Below are 14,364 nucleotides of genomic sequence, written 5' to 3'. Positions count from 1 at the left end.
TCTTCGGCCGCCACCGAAGAGGACGGCGGCCCTTCCCCTGTGGTTCCCTGCTTGCGCAGGTCAAGAAGTGATGGCGGTCCCGGGAGTCGCCGCCGGTGGCCGCTCGGGCGCGTCCTCCTTCATGGTCCTGGTGTCACTCTTCAGGATCCGCGTGGATTTGCCCAGGGCGCGGGCGGTGTCCGGCGGCTCGTACGAGCTGAACAGCACCGGTACGACGAGAGCCGCGATCAACAGGCGCCCTGTGGCAGGCCGTTGCCCGGCATGCGTCTCGCACCCCTTCTTGAGGTGTCTTCCGGTCAATGTTTCCAGCAGGCGTTCGCGGACAGGGGATCGGGCCGACGATAGGCGGGGCCGTCGCGCCAGGCGCGACCACCAGTGCTTGCCGTGTTGCGCGACTGTGCATCTGTACAACCATGCGAGGGTGGCGCCGGTCCTCCTTCATGACAGCCGGACGAACGGGGTGGGCCGATGACAGGCAGTCACAGGGGGGCAGCCGGCGGCAGCGGGGGAGGCCGGCTGCGTCGGACGGCTCTGATCGGGCTGTCGTTCCTCGTCCTGCTGGTCGCCGGAGCCGGTTGGGGCTACCTCAAACTGACCGGCAGTATCCATACGTTCAGCGCGGACGGAATCTCCGGTGACCGGCCGCCTGACACGTCCGCGGGACAGAACGTGCTCGTCATCGGGTCGGACACCCGGTCCGGCGACAACCGAGGACTCGGCGGCGGTTCGGGCGAGGTCGGCCGCTCCGACACCGCGTTCCTGCTGCACGTCTACGCCGACCACAAGCACGCCGTGGCCGTCTCCATCCCCCGTGACTCGCTGGTCGACATCCCGGCGTGCCGGAAGCCCGGGGGCGAGTGGACGGCCCCTGCGCACCACGCCATCTTCAACGGCGCGTTCTCCGTGGGGGAGACCGCCGAGGGGAACCCCGCCTGCACCCAGAACACCGTCGAGCACCTCACCGGCCTGCGCGTCGACCACACCGTGGTGGTCGACTTCGCCGGATTCTCCGCACTGACATCGGCCGTCGGCGGAGTTCGCGTGTGCCTTCCGCAGGACGTCTACCAGCAGGACCTGAATCCCAAGCGGCCCACCCGCGGCGCGCGCGTCTTCGAGCAGGGGCCGCAGACGGTCTCCGGACAGCGCGCGCTCGATTACGTACGGATCCGGCACGGTATAGGCGACGGTTCCGACATAGGCCGGATCAAGAGACAGCAGGCGTTCCTCGGCTCACTCGTCAAGAGGGTGAAGTCCCGTGGACTGAACCCCACCACCCTGCTGCCGCTGGCCAACGCGGCGGCGGACGCGATGACCGTCGACCCGGGACTCGGCTCGGCGGACAAGCTGCTCTCGTTCGCCCTGTCGATGAAGAACATCGATCTGCGCAACACCAAGTTCGTCACCATCCCCTGGCGTTACGAGGGAGCCCGCGTCGCCATCGTCGAGCCGGAGGCCGACGCGCTCTGGGCGGCCCTGAAGGCCGACCGGACGATCGACGGCCAGGACGCGACGGGCACGAGCCGGGGCAGGGGCGCGACGCCCGCGCCGGGGAAGCCCTCTCCCACCGCCCCCGTGTCCGGCACGGGCATCGACGTCGCCGTCTACAACGGCACCACGGTGACCGGGCTTGCGGCCCGGGCCGCCGAGCTTCTGCGCACGCACGGCTTCACCGTCACCGGCACGGCCACCGCGAACGCCCAGGACCAGGCGCGGACCGTCGTCACCTACGGGCCCGGCGGCCGAGCCGGGGCCGAGACGACGGCCCGGCTCTTCGGCGGCGCCCGGATCAAGGAGTCCGGCAACGCCGGAATCCAGGTGATCGTCGGCCGTGACTACGCCGACAACCCCACGCCCGTGCCCGCGGCACCGACACCCGACGCCGTGCCGGCCGGGGTCGCGGACGGGGCCCGCTCCGCCGACGACGATCCGTGCAGCGACCTCTCGTACGGCTGAGACAGCCGCGGCCGGGGCAGGCTCGCGGGACTCGGTCCGTGCACCGGCTCCTGCCACGGCTGAGGGGGCTGCGGAGGGATCAGGTGGGCGGCCGGACCGTCCGCAGTTGCAGCGAGGCGTGTCGGGGCGGGGCGAACCCGAACGACGCGTACAGCCCGGCCCCGTCCGCCGTGGCGTTCAGGCTGACCACCGTCGCGCACGTCTCCTGACGGAACCACCTCAGCAGCGCGTCCACGCACGCGCGGGCGTGCCCGAGCCTGCGTCGCCGGGGATCGGTGCTCACGTTGGACACGTGACCGTGCAGCCCGCTCGGGTTGGCCGGGCTCGGCGCGTGCGCGTCGCACGTCCCCACCGCGCACGCCACCACACCGAGTTCCGGATCCTCGACGAGGAACGCGGCGAACTCGTCGGTCCGGGGCATCCGGTCGGTGAACCACCGCGCCGCGTCCGCCCGCCAGGGTGCACGATCGTCCCCGACGTCCATCCCCATGTCGGCCAGCATCAGCGCCCGCAGCCGTACCAGGGCCCCGACGTCGGCGAGCGTGGCCCGGCGCACCGGCACACAGTCGGCGGACCCGGCAGCCAGGCGGTCGGCACTCGTGGTCATGGGTTCCTCCGGTTCGTGGCGGTCACGCGCCCGCCAAAGCCCATGCGTACAGGGTGAGGACGGTGGCGAGCAACAGATATGAGAGCGGCGGCCGCCCCGCTCCTCCGCTTCCACCAGCCCCGTGGCCCGCGTCCAGCGAGCGCTATCGGCCAAGAACAATCGAACGGCTGACAACCGCACCGGAATTCGGGCGGTTGCGGACAACTGGAGGCCCGAAACAGTCACATCCTCAAAATAACGATCACACCTCACGGTTCAGGTGCTGGTTTGCCATGCTGTCGCCGTACGTCTGCCGATGATGCACTGAATCCGAGCCCTCAAGATGGTTCTGACCTGCGCATTCGATGTCTTGGGGCTCACTGGTGAGAGAAGTGATCGATGCCGACCGAGCACGCTGACAACACCCGGGACGAGTCCTCCGGGGCCGCTCCGAACGACGCCCTGGCCCTGAAGATCCTGGTCGCGGGCGGGTTCGGGGTCGGCAAGACGACGCTCGTCGGCGCGGTGAGCGAGATCCGGCCGCTGCGCACGGAAGAACCCCTCAGCGAGGCCGGACAGGCGGTCGACGACACCGACGGTGTCGCCCAGAAGACCACCACCACCGTCGCCATGGACTTCGGACGCATCACCATCAGGTCCGGGCTCTCCCTGTACCTGTTCGGCACCCCGGGCCAGGACAGGTTCTGGTTCCTCTGGGACGAACTCTCCCAAGGCGCCCTGGGCGCGGTCGTCCTGGCGGACACCCGCAGGCTGGAGGACTGCTTCCCGGCGGTCGACTACTTCGAGCACCGCCGGATCCCCTTCGTGGTCGCCGTCAACTGCTTCGCCGGGGCTCGTTCGTACAGCGAAGGGGACGTGTCGCGCGCCCTCGATCTCGATCCCGGAACGCCCGTGGTGCTGTGCGACGCCAGGGACCGGGATTCGGGCAAGGAGGTCCTGATCCGCATGGTCGAGTACGCGGGCCGGATGCACACCGCACGGCTCCTGGACTCGGTGAGCTGAGCCGTCTTGGCCTGATCCCGCCCCGCTGTCGCGCCTCAGGGTGCTTGCCCGTACGTGACCGGTGCGGAAGGCTTGCGCGCAAGCGGGGCACGGGGAACGTATGAGCGGGGAGGAACAGGATGGCGCTGGACAGGGGACTCGACTGGCTGCTTGACGATCTCACCAGCCGGGTGGAGCACATACGGCACGCCCTGGTGTTGTCGAACGACGGTCTGGTGACGGGAGCGAGCACGGGGCTGGCCCGTGAGGACGCGGAGCACCTGGCCGCGGTCTCGTCCGGCCTGCACAGTCTCGCCCGTGGTTCGGGGCGGCACTTCCGTGCTCGAAAGGCCCGGCAGACGATGGTGGAGTTCGACGAGGCGTTGCTGTTCGTGACGGCCGCCGGGGACGGCAGCTGCCTGTGTGTGCTGAGTGAGGCGGAGGCGGATGTGGGTCAGGTGGCGTACGAGATGACGCTGCTGGTCAACAGGGTCGGGGAGCATCTCGGCGTCGCCGTGCGGCAGGACGGGAGCATGGGGGCCGACCGGCTCTGACGGCTCGTCGGCGCTGCCGCCCGGCCGGGGTTATCCACAGGCCGGGCGGCCGTTGTCTTTCCCGGGCTACCGTGGTCACGGAGAGTATTCGGGACTCACGGGGGAGAATCACCATGCCGATGACGGAAGCGCTGCGCGACGACGGCGTTCACCTGATCACCGCGAACAGGGCGGCTGCGCGATTGGAGCTGCGGCGAGGGGAGTTCGCCCTTGCTGTCCACCTGGGCATCGTCCGGGTCGATGTCCGGCGGGCCGACGGGCGCGCCCGGGTCCGTCAGGAGGAGATCGACCGGCTCAGGTCCGAGGACGGGTTCCCGCAGACACTGCGAGAGCGGGTGCGCACGGTGGGGACCGCGGAAGGGGCCCGGCTGCTCGGGATCAGTCCGGTCCGCTTCACCCGCCTGGCGCGCGCGGGCTGCGCCACGCCCGTCGCGTTCTACCTCAACCGCTACCGAGCGGTCGTGTGGCTCTATCTCGCCCAGGAACTGGGCGGACTGGCCGCCCGGTCACCCGAGCTTCTGGTGGGCAACAGCCCGCCTTGGATGCGCGACCGACTGGACGCGGGCACGGACTGCCGGGCGCGCAACTGGCGCGCGCGCCGGATCGAGCGGCTGCTGACCCTCACCGAGGACCCCTGGGCCCGTGCGGCCGTCATCGCGGAGACGCTGGACCCGGTCCAGCTGGCCGAGGTGGTCGACGATCCTTACGAGCGTGCCTACTTCGGCAGGGTCCGGCCCGTGCCCGTCTTCTCCCCGAGTGCCTCGGCTGCCGGGCGCGAGGCCATGGCGCGGCTGATGCTCGCCGATGAACCGGACGAGATCCTCTGGAGGCGGGTGACCCTCGGGATGGAGCTGGACAGCGCACGAGAGGTGCGTCCGGCCCCGCGCCCGGGGGAGGAGCGGTGGCCGGAAGCGTCCGAAGGACCGGCCGCAGGGGCTGCGGAGCGATCGGGAGCGTCGGCCGGGGCAGGGGCGCCGAAGAGTTCGGTGGAATCGCGGGATCCGAGGGGATCGGTGGGGCCGGGGGAAGCGTCGGCCGAACCGGCACAGCCCCCAGGCGCGCAGGGCGACGAGGGGCAGGTTGGTGCGGGCGGTCGGACGGGCGGTGCGCCGGGTCTGCTGGACCGGCTCCGGCTGCGCAGGCCACGGGGGAGCCTACGGCCTCGCCAAGCGGCCGGCGGCGGGCGGAATCCACTCGCCACCGGCACCCGCACCAGGCATCCTTTCCGCCATGCTGATCAGGGAAGCAACCACTGAGGACTGGCCTGCCATCTGGCCGTTCTTCCACGAAATCGTCGCCGCGGGCGAGACGTTCACCTACCCGCTCCACCTCTCGGAGACCGAGGCCCTCGACTGGTGGCTGCTGAAGCCGCCGAACCGCACGGTCGTCGCGGTCGACGACGAGGGAGGGGTCCTGGGTACGGCGAAGATGAACAACAACCACATGGGCAACGGCTCGCACATCGCCAGCGCCAGCTACATGGTCGACCCCCGGCACTCGGGGCAGGGCGTGGGGCGTGCCCTGTGCGTGTACACGATCGACTGGGCCCGCGCGGCAGGGTTCCGTGCCATGCAGTTCAACGCCGTCGTGGAGGGCAACGACGCCGCGGTCGGGCTCTACCGCTCGCTCGGCTTCGACGTGCTGGGGACCTTGCCGGAGGGATTCAACCACCCGACGAAGGGGTTCGTCGGACTGCACATCATGCACCGGCCGCTCTGACGCACCCGGTGGTGGCCGTGGCCGCGGAACGCCCGATGGCCACGGTCCGGCGCCGGACGTTCACTTCACGCCACGACAGGGGTGGGCCCGCCTCCGGTTCCCATGTCCGCCTTGCCCCAACCGGCGACGGTCTGCGGCCAGTTGTGACGCCGAATGGTCTGTGGGGCGGGTGCACACATGGGGGGAGGGGGCAGTACTGTGCGCCCCACCGCCATTCGGGCGATGAAACATTTGCGGAGGAAGAATCCATGACCATACCCAGGAGATCGTGGCGTGCTGCGGGAACCCTCGCCGCCGCTGCGATTGTCGGTCTGACCGGTGCGGTTCTCACCGCCGGTCCGGCCGCAGCTCACACCCCCACCTGGGACGTGACCTGTACCGATGTGAACCTGCACCTGTCCGCGTACAACGATGCGGTCACCAACCAGGTGACCGTCACCGTCGACGGAAAGGACCTCCTGCCGACGGAGACCTTCGGCCGGGGGCTCGACAAGACGCTCACGCTGCCCGAGCACGACAAGGCGCTGACGGTTCGTCTGATCGTCAAGGCCGGTGACGGCGAGCGGTACTCGCGCGACGAGACGAAGCAGGCGCCGGTGTGCGAGGAGCAGCCGCCGAAGCCCGCCCCGACGCCGACCGAGACGAAGCCGTCCGAGAAGCCCACCACGGCGACGCCGGCTCCGGCTGCCACTCCCAGCGAGAGCGCCTCGTCGCCCGCGCCGGCCGCGGCCACGCCGAGCCCCAGCTCGCCGGATCTGGCCGAGACCGGCTCGTCGTCCGCCACGCCGATCATCGGTGGTGCGGCTGTCGCCGTGCTGCTGGCCGGTGGCGGCATCATGTGGTCCGTGCGCAAGCGGCGCACCGCGCAGCACTGACGTGGTCCGGTGCCCGGGCGCGCTGAGCGCGCCCGGGCACCGGCCGAGGGGCGTGCCGTGTCCTTGGGGGACGAGACGGCACGCCCCTCACGCTGTGTCCGCTCGGGGTGGCCAGTCAATGGCTGCCCTCGGTGCTGTCGCCCGGCAACGGGCGCCGGCCGCTCAGCGCTTCCTGCCCGCGGGGCCGGTACGGTCCGGGCGGTCATGGCCGGGACCGTCCGAGCCGACGGTCCCTGCGGGGTCCACGGGCTCCGCGGTGTCCCGGGGGGCCGGCGCGGACGCGGGCGGCGACGCCGGCCCGATCTCGCACCAGATCGCCTTACCCTCGCCCAGGGGCTCGATCCCCCATCGGGAGGTGACGGCGTCCAGCAGCAGCAGCCCCCGGCCCGAGGTCGCGGTCTCACCGGGCGTGCGGCGCCGTGGCCACGCACTGGAGCGGTCCTGCACCGAAAGCCGGACCCGCCGCACCGGTTCGGGAAGCACCTCCAGGGTCAGTACCGCGCCCCCCTCCGTGTGCAGTAGCACATTCACCAGCAGTTCACCGGTCACCAGCTCGGCATCGTCCGCGAGTTCGGCCATGTTCCAGTCGGTCAGGGCCTGACGCACGATGGCCCGGGCGTCGGCGAGTCCCTCGGGATCGGCCTGGTGGATGTACTGGTGAAGCCGTGGCGCTCGCGGTGACCCCGGGTCGGGGCTGCGCCGCAGCACCAGCAGGGCGACATCGTCGCCCGAGCCCCAGCGCTCCCACAGCCGGTCGGACAGATGGTCGGCCAGCGCCTCGGCGCCCGCCGGTCCCGCGCTGACCTCGCTGATGAGCGTGCGTACCCCCGCCTCGATGTCGGCGCCCGGCTCCTCCACGAGTCCGTCGGTGTACAGCACCAGCGTCTCGCCCGGCACCAGGTCCAGCCGGGTCTCCGGGAACTCCTCGTCACCGAAGTCGGTGGCGATGCCCAGCGGAACGCCACCGCGCACCTGCGGACTGCCTACCCGGCCGTCCATGTGCCGGATCAGCGGGCCGAAGTGGCCGGCCCGCACCACACGCACGGTGCCGCTCCCCAGGTCGACCTGGGCGTAGGTACAGGTGGCGAACCGGTCCGTGTCCAACTCGGCGAGGAACCGCGAAGCCCGGGCCAGCACCGTCGACGGCGGATGCCCCTCGGCGGCGTACGCACGCAGCGCTATGCGCAGCTGACCCATGATCGCTGCCGCGTGCGTGTCGTGGCCCTGCACGTCACCGACCACGATGCCGACGCGGTCCTTGGGGAGCGCGATCACGTCGTACCAGTCGCCGCCGACCTGACGACCGCTCCACGCCGCGTGGTAGCGGACGGCGATCTCGCCGCCTTCGATGTCCTGGATCCGGCGGGGCAGCATCGCGGACTGGAGTCCCGTGGCGAACTCCCGTTCCTCGTCGAAGAGCGTGGCCCGTTGCAGGGACTGGGCGACGATCGCGGCGAGCCCCAGGCAGAGGTTGCGTTCGTCGGCGGTGAAGGCAGTGCGCTCGCGGTAGAAGAGAGCCAGTGCGCCGAGGGTCCGGGCCTGGGCAACGAGCGGCAGGTAGGCGGCCGCCTGGAACTTGAGCTGCCCCACGAAGGGCTCCAGCACCGGATACCGCCGGGTGAGCGCGGCGAGTGAACTCACGAACCGCGGCCGTCCGCTGAGGACGGTGTCGGCCAGCGGGAACTGCTTGTCGAGCCGGCCCGAGCCCAGCTCGTCGACGACCTCCAGCGAGTCGCCGCTGACGGCGATGAGATGGAGTGTCGTGTTGTCCAGCAGCGCGAGCGCCAGTCCGTCGGCGCCCAGCCGTGCCAGCCCGCCCGGTCCGGTCAGTGAAGCCGTCACATCGTCCACCGTCACCGCTCGCGACAGAGCGCTGGTTGTTCGTTCAACTATGTCGGTCTGCCGCTGGCGACGTTTTTCCAGGTCCAGCACGAAGGCCGAATGGGTGACCTCCGCCGTCGCGTCCCGCACCAGACCGATCACCCGGCGCGCCCGGCCGTCGTCGCCGCGCAGGATGCGCGCCTGCACGTGTGTCCACTGCTGACCGCCATCGGCGAGCGGAACCCGGAAGTGCACGTTGTACGAGGCACTCCCGTCCTTGATGGCCTCGTCGATCGTCACGTCGAGACGGAGCCGTTCCGCCGGGTCGAGCAGTTCCACCAGGGACTCGGGGCGCGAGTCGAAGACCGCCGGATCCATACCGAAGACGAGCAGCCCGGCCTCGTCGATGTCCAGCGTCCGGGCGTCGAGGTCCCAGTCGAAACTGCCGGCGCGGTTCAGGGCAAGCCGCTCCGCCGTCGCCGTCTCGCTGTTGTGGGCCTTCTCGACCAACAGCCGGGGCGGCACGGGGACGAACGGTGGCCGGTCGTGATCGGTCATTCGTGCTCCGAAGATCGTCCGGCGGGGCTGCCGTACGGTTCGACTCAATTGTCTGGCGGGTCCGGCGCGGCTGCCACAGCGGGAAACCGCCGTACGGTGTCTCCGGCCCCAGGGGCCAGGGCGGTCACCCCTCGTGCCAGGGCCCCCGGACAGCCGCGCACAATGGCAGCGGAAGATCGTCCGTGACCGGCGGACGGTACGGCAATGGGGCTGACCGGAGCGCACGTATGAACCACGAGGATCCCGTCCTGCTGCACACCGAGGGACGCGTCCGGCACATCACGCTGAACCGGCCGCGAGCCCTGAACGCCCTGAACCACACCATGGTGCGGTGCATGGGCGACGCGCTGGACGCCGCCGGACAGGACGACTCGGTCATCGCGGTGGTGCTCAGCGGGGCGGGGGAGCGGGGGCTGTGTGCGGGCGGCGACATCCGGTCCATCCGCGAGGACGCGCTGGCCGGTGGCCGGACGTCCCTGGACTTCTGGCGTGACGAGTACCGGCTCAACGCCCGGATCGCCCGCTTCCCCAAGCCGTACGTCGCCGTCATGGACGGCATCGTGATGGGTGGCGGCGTCGGCGTGTCGGCCCACGGCTCGCTCCGCATCGTCACGGAGCGTTCCCGCATCGCCATGCCCGAGACCGGCATCGGATTCGTGCCCGACGTCGGAGGCACCCGCCTGCTCGGCGCGGCCCCCGGCGAACTCGGCATGCACCTGGCGCTCACCGGCGACCCGGTCTCGGCGGCCGACGCGCTCCTGTGCGGCCTCGCCGACCACTACGTGCCGTCGGGGGACCTGCCCGCGCTGCTCGCCGCACTCGACGGGTGCACCACGCCCGAGGCGGTCGCAGCGACGGCGGGGCGGTACGCCGGCACCGCCCCCGCCGGCGAGCTGGCCGGGCACCGCGACTGGATCGACACGTGCTACGCGGCGGACACGGTCGAGGAGATCGTCGAGCGCCTCGACGGCTGCGGCGTGCCCGCCGCGAAGCAGGCCGCGACGACGATCCTGGCGAAGTCGCCCACGGCGCTGAAGGTGACGCTCGCCGCCGTCCGGCGCGCCCGAAGCCTGGGTAGCCTGGAAGCGGTGCTCGACCAGGAGTACCGCGTCTCGTCCACCGCTTTCACCCGGCCCGATCTGGTGGAGGGGGTGCGCGCCCAGATCATCGACAAGGACCGCAACCCCCGCTGGAGCCCGGCGGAGCTCGCCGACGTCACCGACGAGGACGTGGCGCGCCACTTCGCGCCCCTCGGCGACGCCGAGCTCGGTCTGGGCCCCGCAGCGGCGGGAACCGGCTGAGACCGACGGCGGCCGGCTTGCGGCCCGGCCCGGCGGACCGTGCCGAGGCCCCCTACGGGGGCAGGCGGCGTGGACCCGACCCGGACGCGACGGACGGAGGACCGGCCGAGCCGGCCGTCGCTGGGCCCGGGATACTGCGGGCGTTCAGGCCGGGCGGGTCAGTGCTCGCTGCCTGACATGGTGGGCTGGACCGAGCGGACGAGGTCGAAGAACCGTGACTCATTGCCCGAGAGCCCCGCGCGGCGCAGCGCGCCGTCCGCCTCCTCGATCGGCGCGGCGAGCAACGGCATGTACAGCGGGGCGTCGTCCGGATCGCAGAGCGCCGCCCGCGTCGCCTCCAGTAAACGGACATACGCCTGCGCCGCGGCGAGTTCGTCCTTGCGCATCTCAGCATCTCCCGGTCAGAGGTGTCGGACCCACCAGCATCCCTCATGGGTCTGACAACCGCCCCGGGGCGACGGCTGCGGCACGCCCCCTATCGGCTGTCCGGCCGAGCCGCACCCGTCGGGGGCTCCACCTCCAGGAACCGGCGGCCGCGCGGTCCCCGGTAGAGCAGGGCGACCCACCCCAACTCCCGCAGTACCGTTGCGCACCGGGTCAGCTCCCCCTCCTCCTCGTGCGCCGCGCCACTGCCCGGCGGACCGAGCCACTCCACCCGTACCGTCCCCGGGGCCGTGCCCGCGGTCACCCGGTATCCCGTCGCCGTGCGCCGGCCCCCGGCGTCAACGGCCGACGGGGCCAGTCCGGATGCCTCAAGGGCGAGGGCAACGGCCCGGACCGGCCGGTGCAGTTCCCACGCCGCCGGCACCCTCTCGGGCGCGGGGTGCCCCGCGTTGGTCAGGCGCCGGATCTGAAGCATCCCGGCGAACGCGGTCCGCACCGAGGCGGCCCGCCGCTCGGCCGGCCCCGGGGGCGGCGGGCCCTCCCCGGTGGCCGGTTCGAAACCGGTCTCTTCCCCGGCGGTCATCCGATTCCCCTTCGCCGTACGGCACTCGTGCCAGTGTGCGCCGTCCCACTGACAACCGGGTCAGACGCCCCCGAGGACCTTGCCCGGGTTGAGAATGCCGTGCGGGTCGAGCGCCGCCTTCACCGCGTGATGCATGCCGAGCGCCGCCGGGCCCAGTTCCTTGTTCATGCCGCGCATCTTCAGCAGCCCCACCCCGTGTTCACCGGTGACCGTGCCGCCGAGCGCGATCGCGTCGTCCAGGATGTCCTCGAAGGCGTTCTGCGCGCGGGCGCGCGCGGCTTCGTCGCCGGGCGGCGTGATGATCAGCGGATGGAGATTGCCGTCTCCCGCGTGCGCGATGTTGGCGACCAGGATGTCGTGCCGGGCGGCAGTCCGTTCGATCCGGGCCAGCATCTCGGGCACCGCTGTCCGCGGTACACAGACGTCCTCGGTCAGCACCGGGCCCAGCCGCTCCAGTGCCGGATAGGCCAGCCGCCTGGCCTGGAACAGGGCGTCCGCCTCCTGCTGGTCCGTGGAGACCGCCGCCCAGGTCGCCCCGGCGCGTTCGAAACAGTCCCGGACCAGTTCGGCCTCGGCGTCGCCCTCGGCGCCGGGGGTGTCGACGCGGCCGAGCAGCACCACGTCGGCATCGGCGGAAAGGCCCATCTTCTTCCACGCGTCGACCGCTGCCAGGCAGTGGCGGTCGACGAGTTCGAGCGCCGAGGGGATGACGCCGGACGCCGTCACGGCGCTGACCGCCTCGCCCGCGGCGACCACGGACGAGAAGTACCCCGCCACCGTCCGCTCCTGGAGGCGTGACGGCCGCAGGCGCACCGTGATCTCCGTGATCACCCCGAGCGTCCCCTCGGAACCCACCATCAGCCCGGCCAGGTCGTACCCCGCCACGCCCTTCGCGGTCCGGCGCCCCAGCGAGACGACCTCGCCGAGCCCGTTGACGACCTCCAGTCCCAGCACGTAGTCGCGCGTCACGCCGTACTTGACGCAGCACATGCCCCCGGCGTTGGTCGCGACGTTGCCGCCGATGGTGGACCAGGGCGAACTGGCCGGGTCCGGGGGGTACCACAGCCCGTGCTCCGCGCTCGCCGCGCGCAGATCGTCGTTGACGACACCGGGCTGGACCACGGCCAGCCGCTCCGCGCGGTCGATCGTGACGATGCGGTTCATGTCCTCGAAGGACAGGACGACCGACCCGTCCACGGCGTTCGCACCCCCGGACAGACCGGTACCCGCCCCGCGCGGCACCAACGGGATGCGGTGGGCGATGCAGTGGCGCACGACGTCCCGCACCTCGTCGGTGTTCTGCGGGCGCACCACGGCCAGCGGCGTCCCGTACGGCGCCCACTCGGCCTCGTCGTGCTGGTACCGGGCCAGACCCGCCGGATCGGTCAGGACCCGCCGGGCCGGAATGGTGTCGACCGGTGCGTTCGCCACGATGGTGGCCACCTCCAAAAGATGTATTAGCCATCATTATGGTCCGGTGTCTTCCCGGACGGACAGGGCGGCCCGGGCCGCGCGCTCGGGGCCCCGTGGCCGCCGCCGGCTTGGGGCCCCTCGCGGCGAGGCGGAGCACTGAACCTCGGTAGGCTCGACCGCTCATGGACCACGCACACCGAAGGACTGACGTACCGTGCCCGACAACGACCGAGCCCCCGGCACCGACGGCGCGTACGACACCGGCCGTGCCGCTCTGCGCGCCGACTGCGGCAACTGTTTCGGACTGTGCTGCGTCGCCCTGACCCTCACCCGGTCCGCGGACTTCGCCGTCGACAAGGACGCCGGCACGCCCTGCCGCAACCTCCAGGACGACTTCCGCTGCGGCATCCACACCCGGCTGCGTACCGAGGGCTTCGCCGGCTGCACGGTGTACGACTGCTTCGGCGCGGGCCAGAAGGTGTCGGGGGAGACCTTCGGCGGACGGGACTGGCGCACGGCTCCCGAGAGCGCCGGGCAGATGTTCCGAGTCTTCCCGGTCGTGCGGCAGCTCCATGAGCTCCTCTGGTACCTCACGGAGGCGGCTTCCCTGGCACCTGCCCGTTCCCTGCACGGAGAGATCCGGCGCACCCTGGCCGCGACCGAACGCCTCACCCGACTCGACGCGGACGCCTTCGCGGACCTGGACGTGGCGGCGCACCGCGACGAGGTCGCCGCCCTGCTGGCACGTACGAGCGCACTCGTGCGCGCCACCGCACAACGGAAGAAGAAGCGCAGCCACCGCGGGGCCGACCTGATCGGCGCCCGCCTCAAGGGAGCGGATCTGCGGGGCGCCGACCTGCGCGGCGCCTATCTCATCGCGGCCGACCTCGCCGGCGCCGACCTGCGGCTGGCCGATCTGATCGGCGCCGACTTCCGGGACGCCGACCTGTCCGGCGCCGATCTGACCGGGGCGCTCTTCCTGACGCAGTCGCAGCTCAACGCGGCCAAGGGGAACGCCGCCACCCGGCTTCCCGCCTCGCTCGACCGCCCCGCGCACTGGGCCGGCTGACGGGCCCGCCCCACGTCATACCCGCGGCGCCCCGTCGGCCGGCGGGGCCTCCAGCACCGCCTTGAGGCGCTGGAGCGTGGTACGGATGTTGGCGCGCTGGAACCGGGCGAAGACGTGCCCCCGGGTCGCCACCCGGTCGAAGGCGTCGGCCAGGAAGTCCGGCCAGGCCCGGCGGTCGTCGGTCCAGGTCTCGGTGACCTTGGTGCCGCCGTCCACGGCCTCGAAGCGGTACTCCCAGGTGGCGATCGAACCGGGCAGCCGAGGCCGCCTGGCCCCGATGGCGTGGACCCGGAAGGCGAACCGCTCGGCCGGGTCGGCCGCCGTCACGGTGCACCGGGTCGTCCAGCGCACGGCCCCGCGCTTGTTCCGGCCCTCGAAGACCATCCCCACGTACGCTCCCCGTTGCTCCCCGAGCACCCTCGCGCCCCGGTTCTCCGGACTCCAGCGCCCCATCTGCGTGGGGTCGCTCACCCGGTCGTACACGACCGAGGGTTCGGCGAGAACCACGATGCTGTCCGACACGGACATGGTGCGGGGCATGAGGCA

15 protein-coding genes are annotated in these 14,364 nt (G+C 71.7%); 8 read left to right on the top strand and 7 right to left on the bottom strand.

The genetic code is table 11. The annotated features are described in order from the left end of the window. Positions 1–60: 60 nt before the first annotated feature. Positions 61–231, bottom strand: a complete 171-nt coding sequence (locus ABZ454_RS03860) for a twin-arginine translocase TatA/TatE family subunit (RefSeq protein ID WP_359535938.1) — start codon at positions 229–231, stop codon at positions 61–63. A gap of 300 nt (positions 232–531) precedes the next feature. Between ABZ454_RS03860 and ABZ454_RS03855 the strand changes: the two genes are divergently transcribed. Then, the gene (locus ABZ454_RS03855) at positions 532–1,953 is read left to right on the top strand and encodes an LCP family protein (RefSeq protein ID WP_359536173.1); all 1,422 of its coding nucleotides are present in this window, start codon (positions 532–534) and stop codon (positions 1,951–1,953) included. 79 nt (positions 1,954–2,032) lie between these two features. Here ABZ454_RS03855 and ABZ454_RS03850 read toward each other — a convergent pair whose 3' ends face one another. Further along, positions 2,033–2,560: a GNAT family N-acetyltransferase gene (locus ABZ454_RS03850; RefSeq protein WP_359535937.1), complete on the bottom strand. Its 528-nt coding sequence runs from the start codon at positions 2,558–2,560 to the stop codon at positions 2,033–2,035. 378 nt (positions 2,561–2,938) lie between these two features. Between ABZ454_RS03850 and ABZ454_RS03845 the strand changes: the two genes are divergently transcribed. From ABZ454_RS03845 to ABZ454_RS03825, 5 genes are all read left to right on the top strand, one after another. Next, positions 2,939–3,562, top strand: coding sequence for an ATP/GTP-binding protein (locus ABZ454_RS03845; RefSeq protein WP_356316455.1), 624 nt, complete (start codon positions 2,939–2,941; stop codon positions 3,560–3,562). Positions 3,563–3,681: 119 nt separating this feature from the next. Continuing rightward, positions 3,682–4,095 (top strand): roadblock/LC7 domain-containing protein, encoded by a 414-nt coding sequence (locus ABZ454_RS03840; RefSeq protein ID WP_359535936.1) that lies wholly within the window; start codon positions 3,682–3,684, stop codon positions 4,093–4,095. Between the two features lie 113 nt (positions 4,096–4,208). Next, positions 4,209–5,351, top strand: coding sequence for a DUF6397 family protein (locus ABZ454_RS03835; protein ID WP_359535935.1), 1,143 nt, complete (start codon positions 4,209–4,211; stop codon positions 5,349–5,351). Continuing rightward, the gene (locus ABZ454_RS03830; RefSeq protein WP_359535934.1) at positions 5,326–5,814 is read left to right on the top strand and encodes a GNAT family N-acetyltransferase; all 489 of its coding nucleotides are present in this window, start codon (positions 5,326–5,328) and stop codon (positions 5,812–5,814) included. The genes ABZ454_RS03835 and ABZ454_RS03830 overlap by 26 nt, the downstream gene beginning before the upstream one ends. A gap of 248 nt (positions 5,815–6,062) precedes the next feature. Beyond that, positions 6,063–6,689 carry an LAETG motif-containing sortase-dependent surface protein gene (locus ABZ454_RS03825; protein ID WP_356316463.1) on the top strand — a complete coding sequence of 209 codons (627 nt, stop codon included), beginning with the start codon at positions 6,063–6,065 and terminating at the stop codon, positions 6,687–6,689. A 162-nt stretch (positions 6,690–6,851) separates the two neighbouring features. On the opposite strand, the gene ABZ454_RS03820 is transcribed toward ABZ454_RS03825, so the two are convergent. Next, on the bottom strand, positions 6,852–9,068 hold the full coding sequence (locus ABZ454_RS03820; protein ID WP_359535933.1) for a SpoIIE family protein phosphatase: 2,217 nt from the start codon (positions 9,066–9,068) through the stop codon (positions 6,852–6,854). 227 nt (positions 9,069–9,295) lie between these two features. On the opposite strand from ABZ454_RS03820, the gene ABZ454_RS03815 reads away from it, so the two are divergent. Continuing rightward, on the top strand, positions 9,296–10,369 hold the full coding sequence (locus tag ABZ454_RS03815; protein WP_359535932.1) for an enoyl-CoA hydratase/isomerase family protein: 1,074 nt from the start codon (positions 9,296–9,298) through the stop codon (positions 10,367–10,369). A gap of 158 nt (positions 10,370–10,527) precedes the next feature. Here the strand turns inward: ABZ454_RS03815 and ABZ454_RS03810 are convergent, their stop codons facing one another. The 3 genes from ABZ454_RS03810 to ABZ454_RS03800 form a co-directional block, all read right to left on the bottom strand. After that, positions 10,528–10,755: a hypothetical protein gene (locus tag ABZ454_RS03810; RefSeq protein WP_359535931.1), complete on the bottom strand. Its 228-nt coding sequence runs from the start codon at positions 10,753–10,755 to the stop codon at positions 10,528–10,530. Positions 10,756–10,844: 89 nt separating this feature from the next. Next, positions 10,845–11,336 carry a hypothetical protein gene (locus tag ABZ454_RS03805; protein WP_359535930.1) on the bottom strand — a complete coding sequence of 164 codons (492 nt, stop codon included), beginning with the start codon at positions 11,334–11,336 and terminating at the stop codon, positions 10,845–10,847. Between the two features lie 60 nt (positions 11,337–11,396). Continuing rightward, positions 11,397–12,767, bottom strand: a complete 1,371-nt coding sequence (locus tag ABZ454_RS03800; RefSeq protein WP_359536172.1) for an FAD-linked oxidase C-terminal domain-containing protein — start codon at positions 12,765–12,767, stop codon at positions 11,397–11,399. A 196-nt stretch (positions 12,768–12,963) separates the two neighbouring features. Here ABZ454_RS03800 and ABZ454_RS03795 point away from each other — a divergent pair, with 196 nt between their 5' ends. Next, positions 12,964–13,818, top strand: coding sequence for a pentapeptide repeat-containing protein (locus ABZ454_RS03795; protein WP_359535929.1), 855 nt, complete (start codon positions 12,964–12,966; stop codon positions 13,816–13,818). Positions 13,819–13,833: 15 nt separating this feature from the next. Here ABZ454_RS03795 and ABZ454_RS03790 read toward each other — a convergent pair whose 3' ends face one another. Further along, positions 13,834–14,358 carry an SRPBCC family protein gene (locus tag ABZ454_RS03790; protein ID WP_359535928.1) on the bottom strand — a complete coding sequence of 175 codons (525 nt, stop codon included), beginning with the start codon at positions 14,356–14,358 and terminating at the stop codon, positions 13,834–13,836. Positions 14,359–14,364 lie beyond the last annotated feature (6 nt).

Origin of the sequence: Streptomyces sp. NPDC005803, from assembly GCF_040630435.1 — a bacterium.
Lineage (GTDB): Bacteria > Actinomycetota > Actinomycetes > Streptomycetales > Streptomycetaceae > Streptomyces.
Note: the sequence above shows the minus strand (reverse complement) of the source record. Positions and strands in the feature narration are given on the sequence as shown.

What these genes read in the sequence shown, in the direction of transcription:
- ABZ454_RS03845 (WP_356316455.1), top strand. Translation starts at nt 2,939, where the DNA reads ATGCCGACCGAGCACGCTGACAACACCCGGGACGAGTCCTCCGGGGCC.
- ABZ454_RS03790 (WP_359535928.1), bottom strand. Translation starts at nt 14,358, where the DNA reads ATGCCCCGCACCATGTCCGTGTCGGACAGCATCGTGGTTCTCGCCGAA.
- ABZ454_RS03835 (WP_359535935.1), top strand. Translation starts at nt 4,209, where the DNA reads ATGCCGATGACGGAAGCGCTGCGCGACGACGGCGTTCACCTGATCACC.
- ABZ454_RS03840 (WP_359535936.1), top strand. Translation starts at nt 3,682, where the DNA reads ATGGCGCTGGACAGGGGACTCGACTGGCTGCTTGACGATCTCACCAGC.
- ABZ454_RS03820 (WP_359535933.1), bottom strand. Translation starts at nt 9,068, where the DNA reads ATGACCGATCACGACCGGCCACCGTTCGTCCCCGTGCCGCCCCGGCTG.
- ABZ454_RS03810 (WP_359535931.1), bottom strand. Translation starts at nt 10,755, where the DNA reads ATGCGCAAGGACGAACTCGCCGCGGCGCAGGCGTATGTCCGTTTACTG.
- ABZ454_RS03805 (WP_359535930.1), bottom strand. Translation starts at nt 11,336, where the DNA reads ATGACCGCCGGGGAAGAGACCGGTTTCGAACCGGCCACCGGGGAGGGC.
- ABZ454_RS03850 (WP_359535937.1), bottom strand. Translation starts at nt 2,560, where the DNA reads ATGACCACGAGTGCCGACCGCCTGGCTGCCGGGTCCGCCGACTGTGTG.
- ABZ454_RS03815 (WP_359535932.1), top strand. Translation starts at nt 9,296, where the DNA reads ATGAACCACGAGGATCCCGTCCTGCTGCACACCGAGGGACGCGTCCGG.
- ABZ454_RS03830 (WP_359535934.1), top strand. Translation starts at nt 5,326, where the DNA reads ATGCTGATCAGGGAAGCAACCACTGAGGACTGGCCTGCCATCTGGCCG.
- ABZ454_RS03825 (WP_356316463.1), top strand. Translation starts at nt 6,063, where the DNA reads ATGACCATACCCAGGAGATCGTGGCGTGCTGCGGGAACCCTCGCCGCC.